The sequence below is a fragment of the Frigoribacterium sp. Leaf415 genome (genome assembly GCF_001424645.1).
In the GTDB taxonomy this organism is placed as follows: domain Bacteria; phylum Actinomycetota; class Actinomycetes; order Actinomycetales; family Microbacteriaceae; genus Frigoribacterium.
On record NZ_LMQR01000001.1, the window covers coordinates 2,626,213 to 2,640,240 of the forward strand.

17 protein-coding genes are annotated in these 14,028 nt (G+C 70.4%); 12 read left to right on the top strand and 5 right to left on the bottom strand.

The genetic code is table 11. The annotated features are described in order from the left end of the window. Positions 1–238: 238 nt before the first annotated feature. The 7 genes from ASG28_RS12165 (at position 239) to ASG28_RS12195 (ending at position 5,632) form a co-directional block, all read left to right on the top strand. Entirely contained in the window at positions 239–1,180 is a 942-nt protein-coding gene (locus ASG28_RS12165) for a carbohydrate ABC transporter permease (RefSeq protein ID WP_055975493.1), read from the top strand. Next, complete coding sequence (locus ASG28_RS12170) at positions 1,180–2,010, top strand: carbohydrate ABC transporter permease (RefSeq protein WP_055975495.1); 831 nt, start codon at positions 1,180–1,182, stop codon at positions 2,008–2,010. The genes ASG28_RS12165 and ASG28_RS12170 overlap by 1 nt, the downstream gene beginning before the upstream one ends. Before the next feature lie 117 nt (positions 2,011–2,127). Continuing rightward, positions 2,128–3,474, top strand: a complete 1,347-nt coding sequence (locus ASG28_RS12175; RefSeq protein WP_055975498.1) for an ABC transporter substrate-binding protein — start codon at positions 2,128–2,130, stop codon at positions 3,472–3,474. Positions 3,475–3,831: 357 nt separating this feature from the next. Next, positions 3,832–4,185: a carboxymuconolactone decarboxylase family protein gene (locus ASG28_RS12180; protein ID WP_055975501.1), complete on the top strand. Its 354-nt coding sequence runs from the start codon at positions 3,832–3,834 to the stop codon at positions 4,183–4,185. A gap of 8 nt (positions 4,186–4,193) precedes the next feature. Further along, complete coding sequence (locus ASG28_RS12185; protein ID WP_055975506.1) at positions 4,194–4,604, top strand: (R)-mandelonitrile lyase; 411 nt, start codon at positions 4,194–4,196, stop codon at positions 4,602–4,604. A 174-nt stretch (positions 4,605–4,778) separates the two neighbouring features. Continuing rightward, positions 4,779–5,000, top strand: coding sequence for a hypothetical protein (locus tag ASG28_RS12190; RefSeq protein ID WP_055975509.1), 222 nt, complete (start codon positions 4,779–4,781; stop codon positions 4,998–5,000). A gap of 47 nt (positions 5,001–5,047) precedes the next feature. Beyond that, complete coding sequence (locus ASG28_RS12195) at positions 5,048–5,632, top strand: DUF1349 domain-containing protein (RefSeq protein ID WP_055975513.1); 585 nt, start codon at positions 5,048–5,050, stop codon at positions 5,630–5,632. A gap of 129 nt (positions 5,633–5,761) precedes the next feature. On the opposite strand, the gene ASG28_RS12200 is transcribed toward ASG28_RS12195, so the two are convergent. The 3 genes from ASG28_RS12200 to ASG28_RS12210 form a co-directional block, all read right to left on the bottom strand. Then, on the bottom strand, positions 5,762–6,277 hold the full coding sequence (locus ASG28_RS12200) for a MaoC family dehydratase (protein WP_055975517.1): 516 nt from the start codon (positions 6,275–6,277) through the stop codon (positions 5,762–5,764). Between the two features lie 169 nt (positions 6,278–6,446). Then, the gene (locus ASG28_RS12205; protein WP_157485712.1) at positions 6,447–6,863 is read right to left on the bottom strand and encodes a hypothetical protein; all 417 of its coding nucleotides are present in this window, start codon (positions 6,861–6,863) and stop codon (positions 6,447–6,449) included. A 5-nt stretch (positions 6,864–6,868) separates the two neighbouring features. Further along, positions 6,869–7,669 (bottom strand): hypothetical protein, encoded by an 801-nt coding sequence (locus tag ASG28_RS12210; protein WP_157485713.1) that lies wholly within the window; start codon positions 7,667–7,669, stop codon positions 6,869–6,871. Between the two features lie 446 nt (positions 7,670–8,115). Here ASG28_RS12210 and ASG28_RS12215 point away from each other — a divergent pair, with 446 nt between their 5' ends. After that, a complete protein-coding gene (locus ASG28_RS12215) occupies positions 8,116–8,460 on the top strand; it encodes a DUF2200 domain-containing protein (RefSeq protein ID WP_055975526.1) in 345 nt (114 codons plus the stop codon). A gap of 157 nt (positions 8,461–8,617) precedes the next feature. Here ASG28_RS12215 and ASG28_RS12220 read toward each other — a convergent pair whose 3' ends face one another. Next, positions 8,618–9,538: a helix-turn-helix domain-containing protein gene (locus ASG28_RS12220; protein ID WP_235477775.1), complete on the bottom strand. Its 921-nt coding sequence runs from the start codon at positions 9,536–9,538 to the stop codon at positions 8,618–8,620. 89 nt (positions 9,539–9,627) lie between these two features. On the opposite strand from ASG28_RS12220, the gene ASG28_RS12225 reads away from it, so the two are divergent. The 4 genes from ASG28_RS12225 to ASG28_RS12240 all read left to right on the top strand — a co-directional run bounded on the left by ASG28_RS12225 (position 9,628) and on the right by ASG28_RS12240 (position 12,634). Further along, positions 9,628–10,575, top strand: coding sequence for a quinone oxidoreductase family protein (locus ASG28_RS12225; RefSeq protein ID WP_055975529.1), 948 nt, complete (start codon positions 9,628–9,630; stop codon positions 10,573–10,575). 68 nt (positions 10,576–10,643) lie between these two features. Further along, positions 10,644–10,982 carry a MoaF-related domain-containing protein gene (locus ASG28_RS12230; protein WP_055975532.1) on the top strand — a complete coding sequence of 113 codons (339 nt, stop codon included), beginning with the start codon at positions 10,644–10,646 and terminating at the stop codon, positions 10,980–10,982. A 138-nt stretch (positions 10,983–11,120) separates the two neighbouring features. Then, the gene (locus ASG28_RS12235; protein WP_200925295.1) at positions 11,121–12,155 is read left to right on the top strand and encodes a zinc-binding dehydrogenase; all 1,035 of its coding nucleotides are present in this window, start codon (positions 11,121–11,123) and stop codon (positions 12,153–12,155) included. Between the two features lie 107 nt (positions 12,156–12,262). After that, on the top strand, positions 12,263–12,634 hold the full coding sequence (locus ASG28_RS12240) for a DUF2255 family protein (protein ID WP_055975537.1): 372 nt from the start codon (positions 12,263–12,265) through the stop codon (positions 12,632–12,634). A 119-nt stretch (positions 12,635–12,753) separates the two neighbouring features. Here ASG28_RS12240 and ASG28_RS12245 read toward each other — a convergent pair whose 3' ends face one another. Next, positions 12,754–13,965: an MFS transporter gene (locus tag ASG28_RS12245; protein WP_055975540.1), complete on the bottom strand. Its 1,212-nt coding sequence runs from the start codon at positions 13,963–13,965 to the stop codon at positions 12,754–12,756. Positions 13,966–14,028: the final 63 nt, after the last annotated feature.

Consider the following 14,028-nt stretch of genomic DNA (forward strand, 5'->3'; position numbering starts at 1 on the left):
GCCCTTGTCTACGTCACCGCGCCTCCTGGACGGTCGACCGCTCGGGTCGGACGGGGGTCGGTGGGGTGAACAGATCACACCGCGAGGTGAACGGCCGGGCTCCGGCACGGGGCGAGTTGAACGCGGCGTGAACGGTCGACGGCAGCTCGCCCGGGCGGGTTGATCTGCGTTCGCGGCGGCCCCATCGTTGACTCCGTTCCCGGATAGGGAACGTTCCCTAACGAAGGTGCCCTGCCTCATGACGGTCTCCGTCCGGCCCGGTCTCGCCACCGTGCCCGCACGCCACGCCCCGACCTCGCCCGCCTGGGCTCGCTCGGATCGACGTCTCGGGATCGTGCTGCTCATCCCCGCGATGCTGGTGTTCGCGGTGTTCGTCTTCTACCCGCTCGGCCGCGTCCTGGTGCTCAGCACGCAGGGCACCGACATCTTCGGCCAGGCGGCCGGGTCGGTCGGCCTGCGCAACTACGTGACGACCTTCACCGACCCGACGTTCCTCAAGACCATGCTGAACACGGCGATCTTCTGCGGTGGCGTGGTCGGCGGTCGCATCGTGCTCGGCCTCCTGGTCGTCGTCCCGCTGACCGTCAAGCTGCGGGGGATGCCCGTCTTCCGGGCACTGCTCACGTCGCCGCTCGTGGTGTCGGTCTCGGCCGGTTCGGTCGCGTTCGCGGCGATGCTGTCACCCGGCACCGGGCTGGTCAACACGGTGATCACGCAGTTCGGCGGCGAGTCGATCCCCTTCCTGACGAGCACGCACTGGGCGTTGGCCAGCGTGATCCTGGTCACCGTCTGGGGCTCGCTCGGCTTCACCGTGTTGTTGCTGCTCGGCGCCTTCGGGGCCATCGACCCCGAGGTGGTCGAGGCGGCTCACCTGGACGGTGCCGGGCCCCTGCGCTCGTTCTGGTCGATCTCGCTGCCGCTCGTCACCCCGACGCTGTTCTTCGTCGTCGTCACCGGCACGGTCGAGGCCCTCACGACGTTCGGGCAGATCCAGATCCTGACGGGCGGCGGGCCCGCCGACTCGTCTCGCACGCTCGTCTTCGCGATCTACCAGCAGGCCTTCGGTTCGGGCAGCGCCAACTTCGGGCTCGCGGCCGCGTTGGGCGTCGTGCTGTTCGTGCTCGTCCTCGCCCTCTCGCTCGTCCAGTTCGGCATCCTCGAGAAGCGGGTGAACTACTGATGCGCCCGAGCACCGCCCGCCGCGTCCGCAGCGGACTCGTCTACGCCTGGCTCGTGGTAGCCGTCGTGGTGGTCTGCTTCCCGCTCTATTACATCCTCGAGGGGGCACTGACACCGACGCGGTACCTGAACGAGGGCCTGCCGGGGCTCGTGCCGATCCACCTCGGGTTCGACAACTTCGTGCGGGCGGCCCAGGTGGTGCCGCTGGGCCACCAGTTCGTCAACAGCGTCGTCGTCACCCTCGCGCAGACCGTGCTGCAGGTCGCCATCGGCATCATCACGGCGTACGCGCTCGTCTTCTGCCGACTGCGCGGCACCCGCGCCATCTTCCTGGTGTTGCTCGCGAGCATGATGATCCCGGGCGAGACGACCCTGATCGCGAACTACCTGACCGTGTCGTCGTGGCACCTGATCGACACCCTGCTGGTGGTCTTCCTGCCGTTCGTGGCGTCGGCCCTGACCATCTTCCTGTTCCGCCAGGCGTTCCTGAGCTTCCCGGCCGAACTGCGCGAGGCCGCGGTGCTCGACGGGGCCGGCCACGTCCGCTTCGTGCGGTCGATGCTGTTGCCGCTCACCCGTCCCACCCTGGTCTCGGTGACGCTCGTCAGCGCGACGGCGGCCTGGAACGGCTACTTCTGGCCGCTGCTCGTCACGAACTCGCCCGAGAACCGCACGGTGCAGGTCGGCATCGCCCAGCTCGCGGCGTCGGAAGGCGCCGACGTGGGGGTCGTCCTCGCCGGCGCGGCGATGGTCACCCTGCCCGTGCTGCTGCTCGTCCTCGTCGCCCAGAAGTTCCTCGCGGGCGGCCTCACCACCGGTGCGCTCAAGTAGCACCACCCGCCCGCCCACCGCTCCCCCGCTCGCCCACTCCCCCGCTCCCTCGCCCCCGCTCCACCGCACGACCCGACCCGCCCCTCCTCTCGCTCCCCTCACCCCGAAGGAACAGCCATGCCCTCTCGCCGCTCCACCACGCTGACCCTCGTCGCCGCCGGCGCCGTCACCCTGCTCGGCCTCACGGCCTGCTCGGGCCAGGCCTCCGACCAGGCGACCGTCTCCGGCCCCGTCACCATCGACTTCTGGCACGCCATGTCGGGGCCGGCCGCCACCGAGCTCGACACCCTCGTCGATCGTTTCAACACCGAGAACGACGACGGCATCACCGTCAAGGCGTCGTTCCAGGGCGCGTACGCCGACGTCCAGACGAAGTACACGGCCTCGGTGCAGTCCGGCTCGACCCCCGACCTGCTGATGATGAACGACACCTCGACCGGGTTCATGATCGACTCGCAGCAGACCGTGCCCGTCTCGACCTTCACCGCCGACGACGACTCGTTCGACCCCGACGCGATCGCGCCGGCCGCCGCGCAGTACTACTCCGGGGCCGACGGCCTGGCCGCCATGCCGTTCTCGGTGTCGATGCCGGTGCTGTACCTGAACAAGGCCCTCGTCGAGAAGGCCGGCCTCGACGTCACCGACCCGCCGACCACGCTCGACGAGGTCGCCACCTGGGCGGAGGCCATCCACGCCGCGACCGGCGGCTACGGCATGAGCATGAACATGGCCGACTCGTGGATGCTCGAGGAGCTCTCGGCCTCGGGTGGCGAGGACTTCTGCACGCCCGACAACGGCCGCGGCTCCGACCCGGTCGACGGTGTCTCGCTGACCACCGACACGCAGCTCGACTTCATGACGCGACTGCAGAAGCTCTACCAGGACGGCTCGGCCCTCAACCCCGGCACCGACTCGGCCGCGCAGAACAGCGCCTTCTCGAGCGACCGCGTCGGCATGCTGCTGACGTCGTCCGGCGCGTACACGACCGTCGACCCCGACGGCACGAAGTCGGTCGTCGCGACGTTCCCGACGACGGCGGACTCGGCCGATGCCGGTCAGGTCATCGGCGGCAACGCCCTCTGGATCTCGGGCAAGGGACACTCCGACGCCGAGCAGCGCGCCTCGTACGAGTTCGCGGAGTGGCTGCAGACCCCCGAGGTCCAGGCCGAGTGGGCGAAGGCCACCGGCTACCTCGCGATGAACACCGGAGCCGCCGACACCGCTGTCGGCAAGCAGTCGCTCACCGACCCCAACGTCGCCACCATGTACGCGCAGCTCGCCGACAACGCGACGAGCGTCGCCGCCGCCGGGTGCGTCACCGGGGCGTTCCCGAGCGTGCGGGCGACCGTCATCGGCGCCTTCAACCAGGTCGTCGAGGGTGCCGACGTCGAGAGCACGATGGCCGACGCCGAGAAGTCGGCCGCGAAGCAGATCGCGTCGTACAACGAGGCCGCCGGCAAGTAGCGGCCCGCCGCACCGCCCGCCGCACCGCCCGTCGCACCGTCGGATGGACATCGCACCGCCGAATTGGGCGGTGCGATGTCCGTTCGGCGGTGCGACACCGGCGCCGCGAGGCGCGACCGCCCGCAGGAGGCGCGGTGTCCGTCGGACCGGCACCGCGCCTCCTGCGGTGGTCGCGTCGCCCCGAGCGGCATTCCTCTCGCGTGCGTGTCGGGCAGGGTGACCCTGGCGGGGCCTCCCTGCCCCGCCCCGATCGGCTTAGCGTCGAGCACGACCCGGCCCGGCAGACACCTCGTCGCCCGGAGCCGGCGTCCGGCACCGGACATCCCAGTCCCGACACCCACCACCAGGAGCGCAGCCATGTCAGATCAGCCCGTCCAGGTCGGCGGAGGGCGCGCGCTCTTCGGCGACTTCGCCCCCAAGCTCGCCGAGCTCACCGACGACGTCCTCTTCGCCGACGTCTGGAACCGCCCCGAGCTGTCGGCGCGCGACCGCAGCCTCGTCACCGTCGCGGTGCTCACCGCCGGCGGCAACACCGAGCAGCTGAAGTTCCACCTCGGCCGAGCCGTCGAGAACGGCGTCACCCGGGACGAGCTCGTCGAGGCGATCACGCACGTGACGCTCTACGCCGGCTGGCCCCGCGGGATGGCCGCCATGGGCGTCGCGAAGGCCCTCTTCACCGACGACGCAGACGACGACACCGACGACAAGTAAGGAACCCCGTGCAGATCCTGCCCCCGCAGCCCACGACCCTCAACCCCGACGAGCAGTTCCCGGGCCAGGTGTGGCTCGACCCCATCGCCACCCCGCAGACCGACGACCAGCGCACGACGGTCGCGAAGGTGCGCTTCGCGCCCGGCGCGCGGACCGCCTGGCACCACCACGCCCGAGGCCAGTTCCTGTACGTCACCGAGGGCGTCGCGCGATTCGGCACCCGTGACGGGAAGGTCGTCGACGTCCACCCCGGGCAGACGATCTTCGTGGCTCCCGGCGAGGAGCACTTCCACGCCGCCTCCGAGGGCAGCTTCATGGAGCACATCGCCATCCTCGAAGCAGCCGACGACCCGGCGACCACCACCACCTGGCTCGAGCGCATCACCGACGCCGACTACGCCGGCTCGGACGCCGGCTGAGTCGCCGAGACCCGCACTCGCGAGCAGGGGTCTCGGCGACTTCCTGGGGTCTGAGCCCACGCCACCCCGAGGAGGCGCGGTGCGGTTCGATCCGGCACCGCGCCTCCTCGGGTCGTCGGCTCGCTCCGCCGCGCGGGCGAGCCGTTCGCGGCCGGGGGCTCGTAGGGTCGAGGGATGACGACGACGTGGACGACCCTGCAGCTCATCCTCTCCGCCGGCGTGGTCGTGTGCGGCGCGTTGCTGACGCGGGGCGGAAGTGACCTCGTGGGCGTGCTGATGATCATCAGTGGTTCGTTCTCGATCGTGGTCGGGCTGCGGACGATGGCCGTGAACCGCCGGGTCGAGAGGCAGCACGCCGCCCTCGAGGCCGGCGACGCCCCGACGCACGAGCGCTGACGCCGGCACCGACGCCACCCCCGACGACCATCGAGCACGAGGACGCCATGACCGACATCCCCTGGACCACCGGCACCTGGACCACCGAGCCGACCGCCGTCGACGTCGCCGACGACGGCATGCGCGTCACGGCGGCCGAGGGCAGCGACGCCTGGCGCATCACGTCGTACGGGTTCGTGCACGACACCGAGCACGCCCTGGTCGCGCCCTTCCCGCAGGGCACCGCGATGGAGGTGTCGTTCGTGCTCGACTTCTCGGCCCAGTTCGACCAGGCCGGGATCTTCGTCTCGGTCGACCCCGAGACCTGGGTCAAGGCCGGGGTCGAGCTCAGCGACGGCGAGCAGAGCCTCGGCGCCGTCGTGACGCGGGGCCAGTCGGATTGGTCGCTCTCGCCGGTCGACTGGACCGGCCGCACCGTCACGATCCGCGCCAGCCGATCGGGAGACGCGCTCACCGTGCGGGCCCGCGTCGACGCCGAGCCCTGGCGTCTGGTGCGGGTGGCCCCGCTCGCCCCCGACGCCGCGGCGAGCGCCGGCCCCTTCTGCTGCGCCCCCTCGCGCGCCGACCTCACCGTGCACTTCACCTCGTGGACGACGTCCGCCGCCGACGAGAGCCTCCACCCCGAGGGCTGACCACCGCGCAGCCGGCGGTGACGCCCCCTGTCGCACCGCCGACTGAACATCGCACCGCCGATGTGGACGGTGCGATGTCCGGTCGGCGGTGCGACACGGAGGCGCGGGTCGTCACCCTGCACCGAATGCTTACGCGTCGGGGCGGCGCAAGATCAGGTTCGTCATGACCTGGGTCATCACGGTCACATCGTGCTGGTTCACGAGTTCGATCCGGGTGCGCACCACGCCCCGGTCGGGACGGGACGCCGAACGGCGAGAGTCGACGACGGTGAACCGGGCTCCGAGCACGTCGTCGGGCCGGACGGGCACCGACCAGCGCAACTCGTCGACGCCGGGTGACGCGACGCTGGCCGCCTGGTTGAGGTACGACTCGACCATCAAGCGCATCATCACGGCGGTGGTGTGCCAGCCGCTGGCCACGAGCCCACCCAGGGGCGTCGCCTCGGCCCGTTCGGCGTCGACGTGCATGTCGTGTGGATCGAACCGGCGGCCGAAGTCGACGATCTCGTCCGCCGTGACGCGGTACGAGCCGTGCTCCAGCGTGAGACCGGGCACGTAGTCGTCGAGGAATCGCTCGGCGAGCCGATGAGCGAAGGGCGAGGTGTCGTCGGCCGCCGCTGCGGTCCCGTCCGGTTCATAGGGCACGACCTCACCCTAGGTCGGCCGAGACCCCAGGAAGTCGCCGAGACCCCCACTCGCGAGCAGGGGTCTCGGCGACTTCCTGGGGTCTGAACACCGAGGAGGCGCGGTGCGGTTCGAACCGGCACCGCGCCTCCTGCGGTGGTCGCGTCGTCACGACGCGCACCCGTTCGAATCAGGACGTCTCGTCGTGTGCCGGCACCCGACGGGTCACGACGAGTCCCGCGAGAAGCGCGAGACCGACCACGCAGAACCCGGTCAGCAGGATGTCGCCCACGAGTACGGCGACGAGGGCAGCGGCCAGGGCCGACAAGTAGATGGCAGCCCCGAAACGACGGCCGACATCGCGCCGGAGAGGGTGCTCTCCGAGCGGGACCAGTCTGGCAACGAACGCAACCACGAGGAACCCGAGGACGGCGCCAAGAGTCGTCAGGCCGCGTGAGGAGTCACCGGAAACCGTTCTGTCGACCGCCATTTGGTTGACGACCACCAGAGCCGCGATTCCTATCACGGCGACGAGCAGACCACCCCGTGCTCCTGGCGCGTACCGCCAGGCGCCTGGCGTCGCGTCGACGTCGCGAGTTTCAGCCATGGCTGCTACCTCCTGCAGGACTCGTGCACGATCCAGGCGACCGGGGACACATGGCTCTTGCGCACGCCGACGCACACGCCTTTGTTCACCGCTGATTTTGCCTGCTGAACGAGATAGGTCATAGCCAGGCCGCAGAACCCACCAGCAGGTCCGCAAGCCAGGGCGATGACTGCCATCGCCACGGCGTAGTCGCCGTTGGCGACAGCGCGGGTCTCGGCACGGGTCATGACGCTGGTGCAGAAGCCTGCGTTGCACTCGAGCGATGCCTGCACGGTGACGTCGCCGGCGTGAGCCGGAGAGTCGATGACCACTCGCAGCACGCTGCCGTGGATCTCGTATCGGCCTTCCACGACGGCGCCAGTTGAGCTCGTGGCGACAGGGGCCGAGAAACGGTTCACGAGAGCGCCATCGGCAGTCTCGACAGAGACAGTCCCGCGCTCGTCGAGCTCGAGAACAGCAGAAGTGTCATCCAGAGTCAGGTCGAACTCGAAAGCCGATTCTCCGGACGTTGCTTCGGGAATGGAGCCGTACAAGGCTGCAGGTTGATCGGCGTCGAATGTTGTGACGACTGCCCGGCCGTCACCCAGTGACCACAGGTCGGTACCAGGGCCCGACTTCACTAGGCCCGCACCGCGAGGACTGACATGAAGCTCGATGTCCCCGAGCGAAGGTATGGCCCTCGCGGTACTCGCTGGATGATCTACCCCGAGGCTCGTCGAGGGCTCCACAGCATGTGCAGGTAGCGCAGCCAGAACGAGCCCCGCAGTAGCAATGAAGACACCTGCGATCGAGGTGACGTCTTTCATCTTTCCTCCTCACGTCGCCGCGACTGTGCGGCGATCTCATTTCACACTAACTGTGACAAATGAGAAATATCTAGTTCCACAGGTTGCCTCGCTCGCGGGACGTCGAACGCTCACTGCCGCGGCACCCTTCCTGGTGTTCTTGGGCTCGCGGGGCGCACCTTTGACGCGAGACACCGATCTCCGCCGCCGTGATGCGGTACGAGCCGTGCTCGAGCGTGATCCCGGGCACGTAGTCGTCAACGAAGCGATCGGCGAGCCGATGAGCGAAGGGCTACGCGTCGTCGGCCGCCGCTGCGGTCGCGTCCGGTTCGTAGGGCACGACCTCACCCTAGGTCGGCCACCACGTTGGCCGAGACCCCCACTCGCGAGCAGGGGCCTCGGCGACTTCCTGGGGTCTGAGCCGAGGAGGCGCGGTGCCGGTCGACCGGCCCGCGTACGATTCCGGCATGAGTCGCTTGGACGACATGCCGTTCGCCAGGGTCCATCCCCTGTACGTGGCCAAGGTCGAGCGCAAGGGCCACACGAAGGCCGAGGTCGACGAGGTCGTGACGTGGCTGACCGGTTACGACCAGCAGCAGATCGACCAGCACGTCGCCGACGGCACCACCTTCCGAGACTTCTTCGCCGGCGCCGACCTCAACCCCCGCGCCTCACTCGTGACCGGGGTCATCTGCGGTGTCCGCATCGAGACCCTCGACGACGAGCTGACCGCGAACATCCGCCGCCTCGACAAGCTCGTCGACGAGGTCGCGCGCGGCCGCCCGATGGCGAAGGTGCTGCGGCGGGGGTAAGGCGTCGCGCCGCGGGGTGATAGGTGGGCGGTGACGCCGAGACCCCAGGAAGTCGCCGAGACCCGCACTCGCGAGCAGGGGTCTCGGCGACTTCCTGGGGTCTGGACACCGAGGAGGCGCGGTGCGGGTCGACCGCTCGCGCGAAGCTCACCGCTGATCACGAACGTCGTCCAGCACCGCCGAGGTCGGCGAGGCGCCTCAGCCCCTCCTGCGAGGGCGACCCGGGTTCCGCCGTCCAGACGATGGCCGTGTGGCCGCCTCCGGCATCGAGGGCTCCCCAGTCGAGCGTCAGCTCCCCCACGACGGGATGCCGCAACACCTTGGTGCCCGTGCCGCGCGTCGCCACCTCGTGCGCCGTCCACAGCCCCTCGAACTCGGTGCCGAGGTCGACGAGCTCGGCGATCAGCGCCCGGAGCCGCGGGTCCTCCGGGTCCCGAGCGCTGTCCATCCGCAGCTGCGCGAGGGCGAGGTCGACCACCCCGAGCCAGTCCGTGTACAGGGTGCGCAGGGCCGGGTCGGTGAACAGCAGGCGGATGAAGTACCGCTCGTCCTCGGGGACGGCCGAGAAGTCGGTGATGAGGGACGCCGCCATGGAGTTCCACGCGACGATCTCGGTCCGGGGGCCCATGACGAAGACGGGCGTGGCGCCGAGGTCGTCGATCATCCTCAGGACGAAGGGGGCGACTCCCACCGACACAGGAGGCGCGTCGTCGGGCAGGACCTTCCCGGCCAGTCCGGCCAGGTAAGCCCGCTCATCCGGGCTGAGCCGAAGGACCCGAGCGAGATCGTCGAGCACGGGCGCCGACGCCGGGAGTCGTCCTTGCTCGAGACGCGTGTAGTAATCCGTGCTGATGGAGGCGGCCCGCGCGACCTCCTCGCGGCGGAGGCCGGGGACGCGTCGGGGGTGTTCGTCCTCCGTCAGACCGAGGTCGTGGGGCTGCAATTCCGCTCGCCGGGCACGGAGGAAGTCGCCGAGCTCTCGCCATTTCGGTTCCGCTGCCATGCGCCGATCCTGCCAGACCCCCACGGCGACGCATCGACCGCCGATGAAGAAGAGCGAGGCGGGTTGGGGGGTCATTTTCCTTCCCCTGTGGAGCGTCGCATCCGAGTGGCAACGTGATCTCACGACACCGGAAGATCCTCTTCCGGTGGCGACAGGAGGACACCATGAAGGCCATCGGCCTCACCGAATTCGGAGGACCGAGCGTCCTCCACCCCGTGGACGTCCCCGAGCCCCACGCAGGGCCCGGAGAGGTCCGCATCCGCGTCCGCGCCGCGGCCGTGAACCCGGTCGACACGATCATCCGCTCCGGCGGCTTCGCCGGCAACGACGGCGCCGTCGTCGAACCGGTCGTCCCCGGAACGGACGTCACCGGCGTCGTCGACGAGCTCGGCGACGACCTCGCCACCGACGAGGGCTGGCAGCTCGGTGATGCGGTCATCGGGTTCGTGGTCCCCGAGGGCAGCCACGGAGGCTACAGCGAACACGTCGTCCTCCCGGCGGAGTCGGTCACCCGGCTGCCCGGCGACCTCACGTTCGTCGAGGGTGCGTCGTTCCTCTCCAACGCCCTGACCGCCGAGATCACGCTCGAGCACCTCACACTCGGCCCCGGCTCGACCCTCGCCGTGACCGGTGCCACCGGAGCCGTCGGCGGCTACCTCGTCGAGCTCGCCGCCCGCCGGGGCGTCACCGTCATCGCCTCGGCATCCGAGGCGGAAGCGGAACTCGTCCGGGGCTTCGGGGCGACCCACGTCATCGACCGCGGCGAGGACTTCGCCGCCGGAGTCCTCGCCCTGACCGACGGCCGTGGCGCCGACGCCCTCGCCGACCCGGCGATCGTCGGCGAGTCCGTCTTCGGCGCCGTCCGCGATGGTGGACAGGCGGCTTTCTACCTCCCGACCGACAGCACCCCCGGTCGCGGCGTCCGCGTCTTCTCGTCGTACGTGATGCGGTCCCACCGTCGACACGACGTCATCAGCGCCCTCGCGCAGCTGGCCGACCGAGGTGAGATCGCGACCCGTGTCGCCGGCACCCTCCCGGCGGCCGACGCCTCGACCGCCCACGCCCGGCTCGAGCAGGGCGGCGTCCGAGGCCGTCTGGTCCTCGAGTTCTGACCCACCAGATCCCCGCTCCCCGACCCACCAGCACCACCACCACCACCACCACCAGAGAAGGACATCCCATGGACATCGCCGCACCCCTCCCCAGCGTCGGACAGACCTGGCTCGCCGACCTCGGCCCCGACACCCCCCTCGGCCACTTCACCGTCGAGATCACCTTCGACACCGAGACCCAGGTCTCGTTCCTCGTCACGGGCGGTGCAATCGAGGGCCGCCAGCAGACCATGGAGTACACGACCACGAAGCTCCGTGACGGCCTGCACGTCGTGCGCTGGACCGAGCCCGACTCGGGCGACCACGTCACCCACATCGAGGACTACACGAACGGTGCATGCATGGCCAGCTCGGTGATCGGTGGCGAGTTCGTGCAGCTGCACGGCACCTGGACCCGCGTCCGCTGACCCCGGCCGGCACCGGCACTGGTTCCGATGCCTCCGCCGACCACCCGTGCCCAGGCAGGGAGGCCCTGAGCGGGCCTCCCTGCCTCGTGGCGCCCCGCCTACCGTCGAGCCCGACTCGACACCCCTGAAAGGAACACCATGAAGGCAACAGTCATGTACGGCGCCGGCGACGTCCGCGTCGAAGAAGTCCCCGACCCCGTCGTCCAGAAGCCCACCGAGGCATTGATCCGCGTCACCTACGCCTGCGTCTGCGGCTCGGACCTGCACCCGTACCACGACCTCGGTGACACCCCCGAGGGCCGCCGCATGGGCCACGAGGCCATCGGCGTCGTCGAGGAGATCGGTGCGGACGTCCGCACCCTCTCCGTCGGCGACACCGTCATCGTGCCCTTCGCCTGGTCGGACGGCACCTGCCCGTTCTGCCGTGACGGCATCACCACCTCGTGCGTGCACGGCGGCTTCTTCGACGGTGCGCCCTCGGCGACCCAGGCCGAGAAGCTCATCGTCCCCGAGGCCGACGGCACCGCCGTCAAGGTCCCTGCCGGCACGGACGAGGCGCTCATGCCGAGCCTGTTGACCCTGTCCGACGTCTACCTCACGGGCTACCACGCCGCGGTGCAGGGGCAGGTCGGCCCGGGCACGACGGTCACCGTGATCGGCGACGGCGCCGTCGGGCTCTCCGCCGTCCTCGCCTCGAAGCAGCTCGGTGCCGAGACGATCATCCTCATGGGCCGCCACACCGCCCGCACCGACCTCGGCCGCGAGTTCGGCGCCACCCACGTCGTCGCCGAACGCGGTGACGAGGGTGTCGCGAAGGTCATGGAGATCACCGGCGGCGAGGGCTCGCACGTCGTCCTCGAGGCCGTCGGGCACATGCCCGCCTACGAGCAGGCCTACGGCATCGTCCGTCCCGGTGGCACCATCAGCCGCGTCGGCGTGCCCCAATACGAGGAGGCGCCGGTCGGCTTCACCTCGCTGTTCGGCAAGAACGCGACCCTCACCGGTGGCCCCGCCACGGTGCGCGCCTACCTCGAGGCCGCCATCCCCCAGGTCCTCGACGGCACCATCGACCCGGGCCGGGTGTTCGACCGCGAGCTGCCCCTGTCGGAGATCGCCGAGGGCTACCGCCTGATGGATTCCCGCGAGGCACTCAAGGTGCTCATCCGCCCGTGACGACCGAGGAGGCGCCTGTCCAGCGAGCGGGCGCCTCCTCCTCCCCGTGGACGAACGGTCTCGCACCTCCCCCTCCCCCTCCCCTCGAACTCAGAAGGAGTCTCACGATGCCCACCTTCGACCCCGCCACCCTGGCCGCCATCGGCGGTACCGACGATCTGCACGTCTCTCCCCTGCGGGACGACGGCGTCACCCACGGCACCCCCACCTGGATCTGGTCCGTGGTCGTCGACGACGCGCTCTTCGTCCGCGCCTACAACGGGACCTCGTCCCGGTGGTACCAGGCCGCCATGAAGCAGGGCGCAGGACGCATCCGCGCCGCGGGCGAAGAACACGACGTCACCTTCGAGGCCGCTGCGGGCGTCGCCGACGACCTGGTCGACGCCGCGTACGAGGCGAAGTACCACGGCAGCCCGTACCTGCCTCCCATGCTCACCGCGAAGACCATCGCGGCGACGGTGAAGATCAGCCCGCGCTGACCGCCGCGGCGACACCGGCTCGACGAAGGGGCTCCGCACGATCTGCGGAGCCCCTTCGCCGTCGTCGTGATCCCGGCAGCCCGCCGGGCCGCCGGACCACCGGGTCGAGGAACTGCCGGTCAGAGCGTCCCGGGGAACGCGTTCCGCCGCCCGTACACCGTCAGCGCCAACGCCACGACCCCGAACCCGATCATCAGCACGGGCAACACGAGGCCATCGGCCATGGTCAGCAGAGCGGCGCCGACGATGCCGGCGAAGAAGATCGCGACATTGAACGCCACCGGCAGGAAGGCGTTCGCGACGTCGGCGTTGTCGCCTCCGGCGGTGGTGAGAGCCGCCTGCAGCTGGGCCGACGCCCCGCCGAACGTGACGCCCCAGAGCACCGCGGCGACGACCACCGCCGGCACCGACGCGTGGCCGACGAGCAGGACGACCCCGGCGACGACGAACACGGCGACGCTGCCGTGCAGCAGCGCCCGCGGGTGCCGGTCGAGCAGCGCCCCGGTGACGACGATCCCGCCGATCGAGGCGATGCCGTAGATCAGCAGCGTGACGTCGACGCCGAGCCCCGACCCACCGGCCCGCAGGTACGGCGAGACGTACGTGTAGATCGTGTTGTGCGCCAGCATCCACGCGGCGATGACGGCGAGGATCACGGCGATCCCCGGGATGCGGAACACGCGCCCGAGCGAGAGCCGTGCCCCCGCGGGTGCCGGTGCCGCGTCGGGGACGATGCTCGCCACGAGCGCGAAGACGACGACCCCGAGCAGGGTCAGCCCGCCGAACGACCACCGCCAGTCGAAGGTCATCCCGAGCCACGAGCCCAGCGGCGTCCCGAACGCGAACCCGACGGGCGCACCCGCCGAGACGATCGCGAGCGACAGTCCGGCACGGTCGGGCGGGCTGATCCGGCGTCCGTAGGCCGCGAGCATGCCCCAGATGACGCCCGAGAACGCGCCGGCCACGAACCGCGACACCAGGGCGAGGGCGATGACGGGCGAGAGTGCCGTCACCGTGTTCGCGACGACCAGGCCGGTGATCGCGATCAGGAGGAGCGGCTTGCGTCGCATCCCCCGGGTGAGCGTGATGGCCGGCACGGTCGCGACCACGGTGCCGAGTGCGTAGGCGCTGATGAGCAGCCCCACGGCGCCCTCGCTCGTGTCGAGGCCGTCCGCGATGACGGGCAGCAGGCCCGCCGGCATCGTCTCCATCGCGACGAGGATGAACCCCATCGTCGCCAGGACGACCAGCGAGAACACCGGCAGCCGCTCGACGGGCCCTCCGGCGACGGAGGCGCGGGGCACGCGGGTGGGGACGCGGGCTGTCGACATGGTGAGGTCCTTTCGGGCGCGGGGATGCGCCTCCTGGGGGTGAGTCCAGTGGTGCGGGAAGAA